This is a genomic window from Desulfitobacterium hafniense DCB-2 (assembly GCF_000021925.1).
Classification (GTDB): domain Bacteria; phylum Bacillota; class Desulfitobacteriia; order Desulfitobacteriales; family Desulfitobacteriaceae; genus Desulfitobacterium; species Desulfitobacterium hafniense.
In genome coordinates, this window is sequence record NC_011830.1 from 625,300 (window position 1) to 640,721 (window position 15,422).

Annotated in this window: 12 protein-coding genes; 8 read left to right on the plus strand and 4 right to left on the minus strand. The window is 50.2% G+C overall.

Annotated features, from left to right (window positions below):
* Positions 1-324: 324 nt before the first annotated feature.
* Positions 325-1,167, minus strand: a complete 843-nt coding sequence (locus DHAF_RS02895; RefSeq protein ID WP_005809856.1) for a GGDEF domain-containing protein — start codon at positions 1,165-1,167, stop codon at positions 325-327.
* A gap of 241 nt (positions 1,168-1,408) precedes the next feature.
* Between DHAF_RS02895 and ligD the strand changes: the two genes are divergently transcribed.
* The 4 genes from ligD to DHAF_RS02915 all read left to right on the plus strand — a co-directional run bounded on the left by ligD (position 1,409) and on the right by DHAF_RS02915 (position 6,737).
* Complete coding sequence (gene ligD / locus DHAF_RS02900) at positions 1,409-3,865, plus strand: DNA ligase D (protein ID WP_015942845.1); 2,457 nt, start codon at positions 1,409-1,411, stop codon at positions 3,863-3,865.
* Positions 3,866-4,022: 157 nt separating this feature from the next.
* Positions 4,023-4,286, plus strand: coding sequence for a type II toxin-antitoxin system Phd/YefM family antitoxin (locus DHAF_RS02905; RefSeq protein WP_015942846.1), 264 nt, complete (start codon positions 4,023-4,025; stop codon positions 4,284-4,286).
* Positions 4,287-4,319: 33 nt separating this feature from the next.
* Positions 4,320-4,646 carry a type II toxin-antitoxin system RelE/ParE family toxin gene (locus DHAF_RS02910; protein ID WP_015942847.1) on the plus strand — a complete coding sequence of 109 codons (327 nt, stop codon included), beginning with the start codon at positions 4,320-4,322 and terminating at the stop codon, positions 4,644-4,646.
* A 303-nt stretch (positions 4,647-4,949) separates the two neighbouring features.
* Entirely contained in the window at positions 4,950-6,737 is a 1,788-nt protein-coding gene (locus DHAF_RS02915; protein ID WP_015942848.1) for an FAD-binding protein, read from the plus strand.
* Between the two features lie 209 nt (positions 6,738-6,946).
* Here the strand turns inward: DHAF_RS02915 and DHAF_RS02920 are convergent, their stop codons facing one another.
* Positions 6,947-7,840: a LysR family transcriptional regulator gene (locus DHAF_RS02920; protein WP_015942849.1), complete on the minus strand. Its 894-nt coding sequence runs from the start codon at positions 7,838-7,840 to the stop codon at positions 6,947-6,949.
* 55 nt (positions 7,841-7,895) lie between these two features.
* Positions 7,896-8,807, minus strand: a complete 912-nt coding sequence (locus DHAF_RS02925) for a LysR family transcriptional regulator (protein WP_015942850.1) — start codon at positions 8,805-8,807, stop codon at positions 7,896-7,898.
* Between the two features lie 126 nt (positions 8,808-8,933).
* On the opposite strand from DHAF_RS02925, the gene DHAF_RS02930 reads away from it, so the two are divergent.
* Positions 8,934-10,907, plus strand: coding sequence for an FAD-dependent oxidoreductase (locus DHAF_RS02930; RefSeq protein ID WP_005809849.1), 1,974 nt, complete (start codon positions 8,934-8,936; stop codon positions 10,905-10,907).
* A gap of 395 nt (positions 10,908-11,302) precedes the next feature.
* Here the strand turns inward: DHAF_RS02930 and DHAF_RS02940 are convergent, their stop codons facing one another.
* Positions 11,303-11,593 (minus strand): type II toxin-antitoxin system RelB/DinJ family antitoxin, encoded by a 291-nt coding sequence (locus DHAF_RS02940; RefSeq protein ID WP_005809845.1) that lies wholly within the window; start codon positions 11,591-11,593, stop codon positions 11,303-11,305.
* A gap of 273 nt (positions 11,594-11,866) precedes the next feature.
* Between DHAF_RS02940 and DHAF_RS02945 the strand changes: the two genes are divergently transcribed.
* Genes DHAF_RS02945 through DHAF_RS02955 form a run of 3 tightly spaced genes read left to right on the plus strand, consistent with a single transcriptional unit; the run spans position 11,867 to position 14,980 of the window.
* On the plus strand, positions 11,867-12,808 hold the full coding sequence (locus tag DHAF_RS02945) for an acyl-CoA dehydratase activase-related protein (protein WP_015942853.1): 942 nt from the start codon (positions 11,867-11,869) through the stop codon (positions 12,806-12,808).
* Positions 12,801-13,895: a 2-hydroxyacyl-CoA dehydratase gene (locus tag DHAF_RS02950; RefSeq protein ID WP_015942854.1), complete on the plus strand. Its 1,095-nt coding sequence runs from the start codon at positions 12,801-12,803 to the stop codon at positions 13,893-13,895. Before DHAF_RS02945 ends, DHAF_RS02950 begins: the two co-directional genes overlap by 8 nt.
* Positions 13,877-14,980 (plus strand): acyl-CoA dehydratase activase, encoded by a 1,104-nt coding sequence (locus tag DHAF_RS02955; RefSeq protein ID WP_015942855.1) that lies wholly within the window; start codon positions 13,877-13,879, stop codon positions 14,978-14,980. Before DHAF_RS02950 ends, DHAF_RS02955 begins: the two co-directional genes overlap by 19 nt.
* The last annotated feature ends 442 nt before the right edge of the window (positions 14,981-15,422 follow it).

Below are 15,422 nucleotides of genomic sequence, written 5' to 3' on the forward strand. Positions count from 1 at the left end.
GGCCTCCTCAGCCAAAGCCCCTGAAAGCAACTCTCAGCAGAGTGTGGTCGGGATTATCCTGAGTGGCAATGATTTCCTTTAGCTTTTCGGCTGCTTTTTCAGAAATTTGCATTTTAATCACTCTCCTTATTCGTATTTTGTTCAGCTGGTTTATATTTTACCCTTGGATTTTTTGGATGTTTATCCTGATAAGACTATTATAAAGACTTAATTAAACAAAATCAACATACCCCTTGGGGGTATGTTGATTTTTTATTCGTTCACCATTAAGAAGGCATAAATCCCTTGATACATATGCCCTGAGAAAGGGAAAGGAGCCGCTGATTATTGTTTAAAGTATTTTCCGTCACCCAGATAAAACAGCTGCTTGTCCCGGTACATTCGTTGGTCGGCTGAGGACAAAACAGCCTCCATATTCTTTTCTTCCAAAGAAGTGGCATAACCTAAGCTTAAGTTTAATACCGCGGGAGTATTCTCGGTCGGAATCTTATTTTTGCTCCTTATTCTGTTGGCGATGGTTTTGAGAACGGCTTCCTGATAAGAGGTAAGAATCAGAAACTCATCGCCGCCAAAGCGGAAGGCGAAATCAGTATCTCTGATGCTGCTTCGAATAGCCTCAGCAGCTTCCTTGAGGATTCGATCCCCTTCTTCATGGCCAAAATGGTCATTGATATACTTCAAACCGCTAATGTCAAGCATAATCAGCCCGTAAGGCTTGGACTCCGTAATATAGCTCTGAATAACCGTATGAAAGAGATTGCGGTTATATAGCCCTGTGAGGGCATCCGTTTCGGCATTTTTCTTTAATTTTTCTAAACTTTCTTCTCTCGCCGTCACATCCTTGGTAAGAATCATTGCCCCCATAAATTTATCCGGTATGTTGATCGGGGAATAGGCGTTCTCAATAAACCTGTTTTGAGTTTTAATCACTTTGTGCCATTCCATAGCGGCAGGCTGATTAAGTTTCTCAATCACTTTGGGCTGGTTTTCTTTTTTGTGACAGGAGAGAATAGTATTTTCGGGGAGCTTATTGTCCCAGCCAAGCAATTCACCGGCCAACTGATTGAAATAAATAATTTTTCCCGTATTGTTGACAAGAGTTAAACCGATTTTTAATTCCGCAAGGATAGTATCGATAATCTCAGTTGGAATGGAATTGTAATTCATAAAAGCCCCCCTGGTTTAGAATTTAGCATAGTTGAATATTGGCTTACACGGGCTGAAAGCAGCACCCTGGCTCGGAATAATTAAAGCTTATCAAAATGATGTGAAGTGTCAAGAAAAGAATCTGCCGGAATGCCTGCCGGGCCATTCCCGGAGAGGACATACTTATCCTGCAGCGGGAAACAATAGTACTCAGTGACACCTTACAGAATATTAACCAAAAAGAAAGAACCGGCGTGATAATATGAGGTCAAAACTCAATCAGTACAACCAAAAAAGGAATTTCACCAGAACCTTGGAGCCGGAGGGGATCACAGAAATGCCCCAGGAGGGGCTGAGGTTTGTAGTGCAGCACCATCTGGCCCGCAGAGATCACTACGATCTTCGTCTGGAATGGGATGGAGCCATGTTAAGCTGGGCAGTGCCCAAGGGGCCTTCCTACAATACCCGGGATAAGAGACTGGCTGTACAGGTGGAGGATCATCCTTTGGAATACAGGCATTTTGAGGGGACCATTCCCAAAGGGGAATACGGGGGCGGTGTGGTCATGCTCTGGGATGAAGGCTTCTGGGAACCTTATGTGGATGTGGATGGGGGACTCCATGAAGGTATGCTGAAGTTTGTACTGAAGGGCAGAAGGCTTAAAGGCAGGTGGGCTCTGGTACGGATGAAAGGGAAAGCCGGGGACAAGAAGGATAACTGGTTGTTGCTTAAAGAAAAAGACGACTATGTGCAAACTGCCGACGGAATTTCCCAATTTATCACCAGCATCAGGACCGGACGCACCATGACGGAAATTGAAGAAGGGGAGGAGGAAAAATTCACCCGAAACCCCTTCAGCAGTACGGAAGTGCAGCTTGCCAAATTAGTCCGTCACCTTCCCGAGGGTGAGGGCTGGCTTTATGAATTGAAGTATGACGGCTATCGGATCGTGGCCTATCTTGAAGGGCACAGGGTCCGGCTTATGACCAGGAACGGCCATGATTATACAGAGCGGTTCCAGGATGTGGCCTCTTCCCTCGCTGATTGGGCTGAGGGAAGGGCCATGATTCTGGATGGGGAAATGGCCATTACGGATCCGGAGGGCAAGACGGACTTTCAGGCTTTGCAGAACTATTTGAAAAATCCCCGGACCAAAAACCTGACCTATATCCTCTTTGATCTCCTGGCCCTGGATGGAGCCGACTTGCGGGGACACCCCCTGATCCACAGGAAGGAAACCCTGGCGGCCTTGCTGGAGAATGCTCCCCCAAACCTTCACTACAGCCGGCATGTGAGGGGAAAGGGCGAAGAAAGTTTCCGGGCGGCTTGTGAAGCAGGCATGGAGGGGATTATCGGCAAAAAAGCCGATGCCCTTTACAGCGGAACCAGGAACGGCGACTGGATCAAGCTGAAATGTGATCAAAGGCAGGAATTCATCATCGTCGGCTATACTCTTTCCCAGAAAAGAATCAGTGGGATCAGCTCCCTTCTCCTGGGTATTTACGAAGGCCGGGAATTGGTCTATGCCGGCCGGGCCGGTACCGGCCTGAAGGAAAGCGACATGGAGGAACTTGAAGAGAAATTTAAGGACATCAGGAGAAGTTCGGCGCCCTTTAAACCTGCTCCTAAGCCCAGAGCCAATGAACGGATCACCTGGGTGGAACCTGAACTGGTGGTGGAGGTTAAGTTTGCCGATTGGACCGAAGAGAATCTATTGAGGCAGGCCAGCTTCAAAGGCTTGCGGGCGGATAAGAACCCCAGGGAGATCAGGAGGGAGAGGGCGGATGAGGAAAAAGATGATGGGGAACTGCAGCTTCAGCCACCTGCCCCTGAAAGGAAGAGCCTCATGAAAATCAATACCAACAGCATGATTATCGAAGGAATCAAGATCAGCAGTCCGGACAAGGTGATCTTCACCGATCCTGAAATCACCAAAGTGGATATGATCCGGTATTACGCCAAGGTGGCAGAGCGCATGCTGCCCTATGTAAGCCGCCGGATTCTCAGCATTGTCCGCTGTCCCAAAGGGGTAGCCCAGACCTGCTTTTATAAGAAGCATCCCGGCCCCGGCAGTCAGGGAGTTGTCACTATTCCCATTCTCACCAGTGACGGAACAACAGAGGACTACTTCTATATTGAGAACCCTTCCGGGCTGATCGCCGAAGCCCAAATGGGCACTCTGGAATTTCACATCTGGGGGAGCCGTGTTGATGAGCTGGAAAAGCCGGATCTGATGGTCTTTGATCTGGACCCCGACGAGGGAATGGAGCTGGGTACGGTGCGCCAGGGTGTGCGGGATCTGAAAACCATCCTTGCCGAGCTTTCCCTGAACTCCTATCTCAAGACCAGCGGGGGCAAAGGATACCATGTGGTGGTCCCCTTAAAACCCGCCGTTTCCTGGGGAGTCTTTCATGATTTCGCCCAAGGCGTCGCCCAGGTCATGGAGCAGAAATGGCCGGATCGTTACACAAGCAATGTGCGCAAGGCCAAGCGCACCAACAGGATCTTCATCGACTGGATTCGCAACGGCCGGGGAGCCACCAGCATTGCCCCCTATTCCCTGAGAGCAAGAAGGGGAGCCAAGGTATCCATGCCCATCACTTGGGAGGAGCTGGATACAGTGGCTCCCGACGGTGTGGATATGGCGGAGGCCCTGCGCAGGATCCAGGACAGTGATCCCTGGGAAGGGTTTTTCCGGAATCAGCAGCGGCTTCAGTGAGAAGGAGATTTTTAAGCCGTTTTTTGCACTGCCAGAAAGTATAAGGACAGCCAGCGACTTCGCCTCACTGAGGATAGGAGTCAAAGGCAACAATAGATAGAACCTTTGACTCCTCGGACTAAATTTGGTACTATATTTGTATAGGTGGTGGTAAGCTTTGAATGGCAAAGAAGATATTAGACCTATTTCCTATATAAAAGCCAATGCAGCCGAGGTTCTGGATCAGGTGAACGAATCTCGCCGGCCTGTCTACGTCACTCAAAACGGCGAGGCCAGAGCCGTCTTGCTGGACACAGAGTCCTATGAGAAACTTAAAAATGCCGTTGGGTTATTGAAGCTGCTGACTCAGGGAGAAGAGGACATTGCTAAAGGCAAAGTCCTGTCCCAGGAGGAGTTTTTCCTAAGCATGGACCGGAATTAGGCCTGCCGCAGCTGGAAGATGCAGCGGAAAATCATGAATAAGATGTATCAGGTTCTGTGGACACAAACTGCCCAGCAGGATTTAAGAACAATCATCGCTTATATCGCTGATGACAATATAACGGTGGCGCAAAGAATATATACGGAGATCAGGCAAAAATGCGGCAATTTACGGCAACTGCCTCATCAGGAGCGAATCGTTCCTGAGCTGAAATATCATGGCATTACCCTTTATCGGGAATTGATTATCCGGCCTTGGCGGATTATTTATAAACTTGAAGAAAACAAGGTTTGGGTTCTTGCCGTGATCGATGGCCGAAGAAATATGGAAGATATTCTGCTCAACCGGTTTATACTATAATGTGTTGTGCCTTGCGGTCGGTGCAAAGCACAGCTTCGTTGCAATAGGTGTATTTAAGCTGAAAATTGAAACCGTGATTTATCATCACGGGCAGATGAACCCCATGAGCAAAGAATTCATGGGGTTCGCTTTTTGCTTTAATCAGAGATTGTCGATGTGATTAGCCTCAACTGATGGTTGAGAGTCCGCAAAAATGATTCGTTTGATGTGAAAATTGTAACTTTTATAATATAAGTAAGCAATCATCAAGGCACATGGATCATGCCTTTCTGAGGAGTTGTTTATAAAAAGGGAGGTTATAGAATGGACAAGCAAAAGACAGAAAAAGAAAATCGGATTGAGATGTCCCGCAGATCATTTCTGAAAGGCAGCTTGACTGCCGGTATGCTGGCAGCCGGCGGAGCGATGCTGACAGCCTGCTCTCCGGCAACGACAGGCAGTGCCGGCGCAGGCGCTGGAGATGCAGGTACAGCTGGATCAGGCGACGGCAATGCCGGCAGCCGAATCGCACCGGGATACGCGAATCCGGATGGCATCGGCATCCCGCTTCAGCCCGATCGCACCGAAGACGCTGATGTGGTGGTAATTGGTTCGGGCATGGGTGGCTTCGTGGCAGCCATGCTGTCTAAGGAGCTCTCCCCAGAATCCAGGGTCATCATGCTGGAGAAGAACGGCTTCCTGGGCGGCAACACGAACTTCGCAGAAGGCGGCGGAGGTTTTGCCAACCTCAGCCCGGCAGACGCCCGAATGAAGAGCCTTTCGGAATGCGCTGCCCGTAACTACGTGGTGGATCCCCAGCTTTTCTATACCATGTGCCTGGAGCAGGGTGATTGTTCCGATTGGCTGTTTGCCAAGCACAAAGTACCGCTGGCTTTCTATGGCAGCCCGCAGCCGCTTTATGAAGGCGGCCATGGCGCATCGGCCATCAAAACACTGACACCCCAGGCTGAGGCGTTGGGGGTCGATATCCGCCTGGATTCGCGCGCTTTCGCGCTGGTGCTTGGCGATGAGTACACGGTGACCGGTTTGCAGTACAAGGATGGGGACGACAAGGTTGTACAGGTCAACGCCAAGGCAGTAGTGATTGCCTCGGGAGGCATGAACAACAACTCCGATCTGCTGAAACTATACGCAAATCAGGACGTAAACAAGATCATACCTCTGGGCATAGGGCAAGACGGCGATGGCCATCTGATGGTTGAGCAGACCGCCCATGGCAAAAGTCTGCTCCAGACCATCGATGGCTTCTTTGCCGGTATGGGTACCAACAGCGAGCCGGGTGACTTTAACTCCGATCTCAACACAGCTGTGGGTTTCCAGTTCAGCGATATCTTCGTCAATCAGTATGGCGTGCGCTTCTACGATGAGTCGGTATCATTCATCAAGGGTTTCGGCCTCACCGCGATCTCGCAGATCATTCTAGCTCAGGCGCAGGCCTTCTCCATTTTTGATGAGTCCTACCTCCGGAAGTGGGAGGCCGGGGAGTGGCAAAATGGCAAGAACGGCTATGACAGCGCCACAAAGCTGCCGCGCAGCGATTATCCTTTGCAGGTCAGAGAGGACTTGGAAAAGTTCTCGTCCATGAGCTGGTTTTATCAGGCCGACAGCATCGAGGAGTTAGGCAAGGCGATAGCTGCCGATGTCGAGACCTTCGTTGTGGAGGATTTCGTAAAGACGGTGGAGGCCTACAACGCGGCGGCTGCCGGAGCCGAAGACGAGTTCGGCAAGCCGGCGGAGTTTATCTGGCCCCTTGGGACCCCTCCCTTCTATGCCGTCAAGGCCGGAGTCAACGCCTACAACACCAACGGCGGCATCCGTATTAACCGCTCTGCACAGGTCACCGACGCCAAAGGCAAGCCAATCTCCGGCCTCTACGCCTCCGGCATCGCGACCGCAGGCTGGGATTCGCAGACTTACGGTGGCGGAACCAATCAGCCTGTGGCCATCTGGTGCAGCTGTGCGGCGGCGCGCCATCTGGTTGAGAATTGTTTAGGTGGCACAGTTGACCCCAACTGGATGGGCGATGTTCATGTCACTGATCTTTATGAAGAGTTTGCCAATATAGACACCAGCGGTAATCCACTGGGCTAAATTCCTGGATATTGAACTCCGGTCGCCTCGCGGCGAAGTTGCCAAAACCCTCTCCCTGTCAAGTAGACAGGCCAAAAAGGATCTTTCAGCGGACTCTGTTAAATACAGAGTCCGGTTTTTTAATGCGGCGCTTTCGTACAATTGCCGCTAAATGATTGGGCGCCAGGCAGGCCATTTCTTTTCTCCTGTTTTCTGCCGGCAAGAAGTTGTCAGTCACTTATACTGTAATGCTCTTTTACGTATTTTATAAATAACTGCACTGGTTTGGAGACAGGCTTATACTTTTTGTAGCTCAAATAGATATTCCACGGCAAAGAAGGACTAAAGGGGACTGCCGTATCGCCGGTATGCTCCAGCACTCCATACATGGCGTAAGGTCCCGTGCCAACATAGCCGGGTGAGGCAATCATATCCAAGGCCAGGGATGTGTCCGCTGTTTTTACTTCGTAATTCAAAGTGATATTTTCAGCTTGAGCTGCTTTTGCCAATAGAGCGAAGGACTTATACGACTCGCCCTTGGTCACGATTTTCTTATCCGCCAAATCTTTTAAAGTCACATAATCTTTCCTGTCCAGACAATTATTGCCGCCGCGTGTGATAGCACAGAGCTCGGAAGAGCAGAGCAAAACCGATTCATATTCCTCCTGGTTGGGCAGGGTGTTGATATGGAAACAGGTCTCAACCAGACCTGCTTCGAGATATTCCTCCACCACCCTGTCCGGCAATTCCAGGTAATCGGGATTCAGCTGTGGGTATAATTCCCGGAACTTTTTAAACAGATTAATATCAAGGATGCTCAATGAATCCGGCACAATCGCCACGCGGAAATAACCGTTTTCAATCTCCGACAACTGCTTGATGCGCTGATCAAAGGCGTAATAATCCTCCAGCAAGGCTTTGGCTTGAGGCAGCAAGCCCCGGCCGATATCCGAGAGGATTAGGTTGTTGTTCTTTCTGATAAAAAGCTGGCAGTTATATTCCTTTTCCAGGTTATTGATCGATTTGCTTAAGGCCTGCGGGGTGACAAACAGCATTTTGGCTGCCTGGGCAAAGCTCCCGTATTTAGAAACTTCCGTAAAGTAATAGATTTGTTTAATCTCCACTTTGACCACCTTGTAAGATGAAAGATAGGGGTATCAACCAAAGGTTGCCGTTCCTCTAAGACACAGGAATAATGTTGCGGGAAATAGTGATATAGTCATATTTGGCAATAAGAAAATCCTTCAGCAGGGTGAGGGGCAGGATACTTTCTTGTGATTTATGGATCAACGTCAGGCTCCATGAAAAGGCGCTGCCGGCAAGGGGGCTGTTCCGTTCGACCTGAAGCTGCTTTGTATTGGGATAGGTGTATTCAAACATCAGGCGGTTTTCGTTTTCCATAAGGTAAAAGGCTGTTTTGGCCGAAGGAATGACTTCGACGCTGATCTGAACGCCTGCCTTCTGCAATTCCTCATACAGCGGCCTCATAATCAGTTCCGGAGAACCCCAGACGACGCATTTTTCACCGGCCAGATCCTCGATGCCGATCTGTTTTTTTCGGGAAAAACGGTGGGTTTCGGCGAAGGTCACGCCGAAGGGGAACCTGCAGATGGTATCGGCTGCGATTCCGGGAATGTCCCAGTCCATCATGACCAGAATGGCGGCGGTCAGCTCTCCGGACAGTACCTTTTCAATCGTCTGATCCGTCGTCAGGGATAACAACTCCAGCGGCAGTTCCGGGTGAGCGGTTCCGAACTCTTCCAGATAGCCGGGCAGCTCCGGACTGAAGAACGGCAGAAGGGAGCAGGAAATCCCAAGCCGCAGGGTCTTTCCCTGAACGGCACCCACCTCCATGAGCATGGATTCATAGGTGCGTGTCAGCTCTTCCGCATAGTTTCGCACCGTTTCTCCTGATGCAGTCAGGGAAAGGCGGTTGCGCAAATTACTGAAAAGCGTCGTACCAAGCTCGGTCTCCAGAGATTGGATCGTCTGACGCAGTGCCTGACGGGATATGAAAAGGCGGACCGCGGCTTTGGTATAATTCATTTCCTCACAGCAAACCAAAAAGGCCTTTAGCTTTGAAATATCCATCTCAGCCCTCCAAACGCAAGCAATTGCTTGCACCTTGTGAAAATTATAGCTGCTTTTTCGGGGCTTGTAAAGTTGATATACTGAAGCCGCCAATATTGCGCGAACAAGAAAAAGAGAGGGATTAAAATGAAAAAGGATTTTTCCCGCCGCGACTTTTTAAAGGCCGCTGCAGCAGGTGTCGTCAGTACAAGCACCCTCGGTATCCTCAGCGGCTGTTCGTCCGGTTCCCCTGCCTCTGCCCCCAAAGGGACTTACAAGCCCGGCACCTATACTGCCACCGCCCAGGGCATGGGCGAAGTAACCGTTACCATGACTTTCGACGAGAACACCATCACCGATGTGGTTCTTGACCTGGCCAACGAGACCGCAGGCATCGGCCAGGCAGCTAAGGATACGCTTATCGCTCAGATCCTTGACGGTCAGAGCGTGCAGGTCGACGGCGTATCCGGTGCATCGATCACCAGCAAGGCGGTTATGAAGGCCGCGGCCGATTGCATCACCCAGGCCGGCGGCAACCCCGTTGTCGTCTCCCCGGGCTCTTCCGGCTCCGCAGGTACCGACTGGCTTGGCCAAGCACCGGAGATCGCCGACAGCGAGATCGTCAAAACCTATGATTATGAGGTGGTGGTCATTGGCGCCGGGACCTCCGGCACCTTTGCCGCCTGCTCAGCCGTTGAAGAAGGCGCGAAAACCGTGCTTATCGAGAAATCGGGCGCGGACTTCGGCGGTTCCGGCATCCGTGATACACTTGGGGCCATTGGCTCAAAGCAGCAGATCGCCAACAAGGATAACCCGGATAAATTTGACGTGATACGCCTGATGTATCAGCATTCCCAAGGCTATGGCGACCAGAGGCTTTTCAAGGTTTGGGCGGATAATTCCGGTGAGGCCATTGACTGGTATACCGAGCGCATGGCCAAGCATGACGTGAAAGTCCTCCACGAGGTGGATAATCACGACACCGGAGAGAAATTTGAATTTTATGATGTGGGCCATTCCGTCCAGTGGGAGGGCAGGGAATACAAGTCCCAATTCACCATGTTTCTTCTCTTGGACGATTACAAGGCCAAAGGGCTTGAAGTTCACCACGATACGGAGATGATCAAGCTCCTGAAAGACGGAAGCAAGGTCACCGGCATCCTTGCCAAAAGCGGCGATAAATACGTGCGCTACAACGCTTCCAAAGGTGTGATTGTGTGCACCGGGGGCTACTCCAACAACACTGAGATGCTCCAGGCTCTCCAGCCCGAGACGCTGAAGATGACCGGTGTTAACCGCTCTTTCCCAGGCAGTTCCGGCCAGGGGATCAAAGCCTGCCTGTGGGCCGGCGGCATAATGGATGAGACCCACGCAGGCATGATCTTTGACCGGGCCTGCGTGAAGCCTGATGCCTCCGGCCCGGAAGATGCCGGCTGGTTCTGGATGGGCTCCCAGCCCTTCCTGAAGGTAGACCTGAAAGGCCGCCGGTTTACCAATGAATCCGGCAGCTATGACCATATTCTCCACACTGCCTTCAACCTGCTGCCGGAGCATACTTACGCTATGATCTGGGATGCCGACTATCCCGAGGATATCAAACGTTTCGAGAGCCACGGCTGCTCCCGCCTCTATCCTCATGCCAACGGTACGGAATCGGTTTTCCCCATGGAGTATATCCAGAACGTCATGAATCCCGATCTTCAGAAGCAGGGATACATCGTCCAGGCCGATACCATCGAAGAGCTGGCCGGGAAGCTGAACATTCCCGCCGACAACCTCAAAGCAACGGTAGACCGCTATAATGAGCTTTACGATCAACAGAAGGACGAAGACTTTGACAAAGAGCCCTTCCGCCTTTCCCAACTGCGCACCGCGCCCTTTTACGGCACCCGCCAGTGCGGCGGATACTTCATCGCCACCATGGACGGCGTCAAGATCAATACCGACATGAACGCCATCGATAAAGACGGCAACGCCATCGAAGGCCTGTACGTTGCGGGCGACTGCTCAGGCGGTTATTTTCACGGCAGCTATGTGAACCTGCTGGCCGGTGCCGCCGCCGGACGCAGCGTTACCTTTGGCCGGCTGGCCGGCCGCAACGCCGCGCGCCGGCGAGTCTAACCATCACTTCCGCAGCCATTAAAGAAGCCATGAAATCAAAATAATGACCAATTAAAGACCAAACCGCTTTCAAACAAGACTTAGAAGCGGTTTGGTCTTTCTTCTTTTTGATATCCAACCATAAGGCAATCTACAAAATCGAGGGTAGTTGTCGCAAAGGTTTCCAGTCCCTTTATGATCACTGTGGCATTGGTCACTGCTACATCTTCCATCAAGACGCCTGAAATAACCGCCGTTATTTCCTGGCGGGGTACCTGATACACTCCGCTCAGGACATATACTACTTCCGCGATTACCTCCGTAGGATAAAGGAGTCTCCCTGTTTAAGATGATCCTCAACCACATCCGCCATTTTCTTATCATCCTGCAAGATATAACGCAGGACGGCGTTGGTATCAAATACCTTCATGCTTTTCCGCCGCCTTTTCCCACGCGCCTTCTTCCTTCGCTCTTAAGGCAGGGTCGGCGTATTTTCTTAAGGCACCCTTCATGCTTGGAGATAAAGGAACACGCGTTTCCTGTGCAGACGGGCGCAAATCGAAAGGAAGTCCATTGACGTTGCGAGACTGGTAAAGGAAAACATTTATGGCATCAGTAATGCTCATGCCGTATCGCGCGTAAATCTCCTCTACCTCGGCTTTGATTTTTGGGTCAATGCGGATATACATGCTTGAACTCTTTGCCATCTGAAATCACCTCACTATAGTATATTTAACATATTACATTATATGTACAAATGCAATACAATGTTATAAAAGTCAACCCGCTGGAACTTAGGCCGGTCAGCAACAGCAAGGGATTATGCACGGGAAGGATTGCCCATTTGTTTACGACTTATGAAATTGGGTATAAGTGGTTAGAATTACCAGAGGGTTGGCGATTATGCTGCTGTCGTTATTGAGCCTCCTTGCCGGCCCGCTCCTGTTCAAGGAAACCTCCAGGAAAGAAGTGACACACTATTGAAAGACAACATCACCATCGGAATTCCCCGGGCTTTTCTCTTCTTTAAATATCAGTACCTATGGCAAACCTTTTTCGCGGAATTGAATTGCCAGGTCATCTTAAGCCCGGAAACCAATAAGAAGATTCTCAAAGAGGGCATTGATTCCTCCATCGATGAAAGCTGCCTTTCCGCCAAGATTTATATGGGCCATCTTGCTTATCTGAGGGGAAAGGCAGACTTTATCTTAGTACCCAGGATCGTCGGTTTCGGCAGAAAAGAAGAAGTATGCACCAAGTTCAACGCCCTCTACGATATCGTCAAAAATACCTTTAAAGAAGTCAACCTGCTCAGCTACAACATCGATATGGCACATCAGGAAAGTGAATTCAAAGGCTTTATGAAGATGGGCAGGGAACTGGGCAAAAACCCCGCCCTGGTCTTAAAAGCTTATCTTAAAGGGAAGCGGCTGCAAAAGAAGATGGAGCTGCAGTTGGCCGAAGAGCAGGAGAGCCTCATTCAGGGCAAAGACAAGCTGAAAATACTCATTATCGCCCATGATTACAACACCTACGACAAGGTGGTGGGCTATCCGGTCGTCAAGCACTTGGAAAGCCTGGGTATTGTGCCTGTTTATGCCGATGCCGCCGACAAAAAGAAAACCGCCCTCAAGTCAAGGCTCATCTCGGACACCCTCTATTGGACCTTCAACAAAGAACTCATTGGAGCCATTGATCATTATCAGCAGAACATCGATGGGATCATCTTCATTTCCACCTTCCCCTGCGGTCCCGATTCCCTGGTCAATGAATTGTGCCTGAGAAAAATAAAAGGCGTTCCCATGGCTAATATCATCGTGGATGAACTCCAGGGAGAAGCAGGTCTGCAGACCAGAATTGAAAGCTTTGTCGATATCATCATGGAAAGGAAAAAGACCGGGAGGGAAGCACAAATTGGCTAGTCAGGAAAAGATCATGAGTTTTCCCCACATTGGAAATTACCATGTGGCCATCGAATTTCTGCTCAAGCATGTTCTGGAGAATATTCAGGTTCTGACCCCGCCCCCCATTACCAAAAAAACCTTGGAACTGGGCTCGAAATACAGCCCGGATTTTGTTTGTGTACCCTTTAAATATAACCTGGGCAACTACCTGGAAGCCCTGGAGCAAGGGGCGAATATCCTGGTTCAGTCCGGCGGGGGCTGCCGGTTCGGGTATTATGGGGAAATTCAGGAACAGATCTTAAGAGATCTAGGCTATGATTTTGAGTTCATTAGCCTGATCGACAACGAAAAAGTCAATCCCCTGGCCTTTTTCAACCGCTTTAAGCGCTTGAATCCCCAATTATCCTTTACCCGGTTTGCCTACTACTTTCAGCTGACCTTTAAAATGATCGAGGCCATGGACTCCTTGGATCATATGATCCGCAGCAATATCGGCTTTGCCGTCCGGGAGGGTAGCTTTGAGCTGCTGCACAAGGAGTTCCTCCGGGAGCTTGCCGCTGTGGAAGGCTTCCGGAGCCTGGACAAACTCTATCGAAAATACGATGCCCTATTCCGCCAACTGGAAGTCAATAAACCGGACAATCCTCTCAGAGTGGGGATCGTCGGAGAGCTCTATACCCTTATGGAGCCTTTCAGCAGCTGTTTCATCGAAAAGGAGCTGGCGAAAAAGGGCATCCAGGTCACCCGCTTCATCACTGTATCCTATTTGCTGCGTCATCATCCCCAATCCAGTGACTTGCTGAAGCTGGCAGGAAACTATCTGGAGTATGAAATCGGCGCCGATGGCACAGATAGTGTGGCCCGGGCGAAAATGCTGGCTGAAGCCGGCTATGACGGGGTTATCCATGTCAAACCTTTCGGATGCACGCCGGAAGTCAATTCCATGCCCATGCTGCAGAATATCAGCAATGATTACAAAATGCCCATACTGTATTTCAGTTTTGATGCTCAGACCTCCGAAACCGGGGTGCTCACACGCTTGGAAGCGTTCCATGACATGCTGATGATGAGAAGGGAAGCGAACAGATGGCAAAATGTTATTTAGGAGTGGACAGCGGTTCCATTTCCACCAAAGGTGTGATCATTGACCAGAACAACAAGATTCTGGCCGAGAAGTACTTGTGGACGGAAGGGAACCCGGTGGAGGCCGTTAAGGCAGTAATTGCCGACCTCAAAGCTCAGATCGACGGTATTAATTGCACTAAAGATGCTGACGGTAATGATGATATCAGCGGTAATGGCGGTAACGACAACAGCAGTAATGGTGATAGCGGCAATCGTGTCACTCAGGGTATTGAGATTAAGGCCGTGGGCACCACCGGCTCAGCCAGGCGCTTGATCGGCGCCCTCCTCAATGCCCAGGTGGTCAAAAATGAAATCACGGCTCACGCCGTGGGAACCCTGTCCGTGTATCCAGATGTCCGGACTATTTTTGAAATAGGCGGTCAGGATTCCAAGATTATTCTGGTGGAAGACGGGATTGTGGTGGATTATGCCATGAATACCTTGTGTGCCGCCGGTACAGGTTCCTTCCTGTCCTCCCAGGCCAAGCGGCTGGGGATGGAAGTGGAAGAATTCGGCGAACTGGCCTTGCGGTCCCAGAATCCCACCAAAATAGCGGCCCGATGCACGGTTTTTGCCGAGTCGGATATGGTGCACAAGGCTCAGATCGGCCATAAAAAAGAGGATATTGTGGCCGGATTGTGCCATGCCGTAGTAGCCAATTACCTGAATAATGTGGGCAAAGGCAAACACACCAAAGCCCCCATCGTCTTCCAGGGGGGCGTCAGCAAAAATGTTGGGGTGATCAAAGCCTTTGAGGAAGCAACCGGCGAAACCATCCATGTGGACCCTCATGCCCATTTGATGGGAGCCCTAGGCGCGGCCTTGTTGGCCAAAAGCTCCGGCCAGGAACAGGATTTCAATTTCAGCATGACGGAGATGCATTTTGATACCCGGGGTGTGGAATGCCAGGGGTGCCCCAATAACTGTGAAGTCATTTGTGTTTACAGGAATGAAGAGCTGATCGACGCCTGGGGCAACAAATGCGATAAGGGAGCAGTGCGGGGCAGCGAAGCAGTGAGGAAAAAGGAAGAGCCCGTTGTTAAGGGTGATGAAATGGTATCGTAATGAGGGAGCGGGTAAAAGAGATTTCAGGAAGTTGGAACGTGAGTTATAGAGGGCGCCGGCAAAAATGCCGGCATTTTCTTTACGTATCAGACTTCCATGTCGCATAGCGGCACCACTGATGAATGAAAATTGGTGCCATGACCCGATTGTTAATTCCAAACTGGTTACCGAATTGGAATTAATGTCCTCTTTTTTCGAATAGAGTTTCTGCAACAGCTGATTTCATAGCACCCATAAAGTGGCATGAAAATTGCTACAGTTTATTTATGTGAAATATTTAGCGTAGAAATTTAATAGGTATCAAAGTGATGCAGAAACGGGGGAATCAGAAATGTGTTTTAGACCACCAACAGCTCAAAAGCCAATAAAATGTTCCGAGTGCGGGGCTATGAACCCGCCGGATACCAAAGAATGCAGAAAATGTAAAGCTGATTTGACTAAG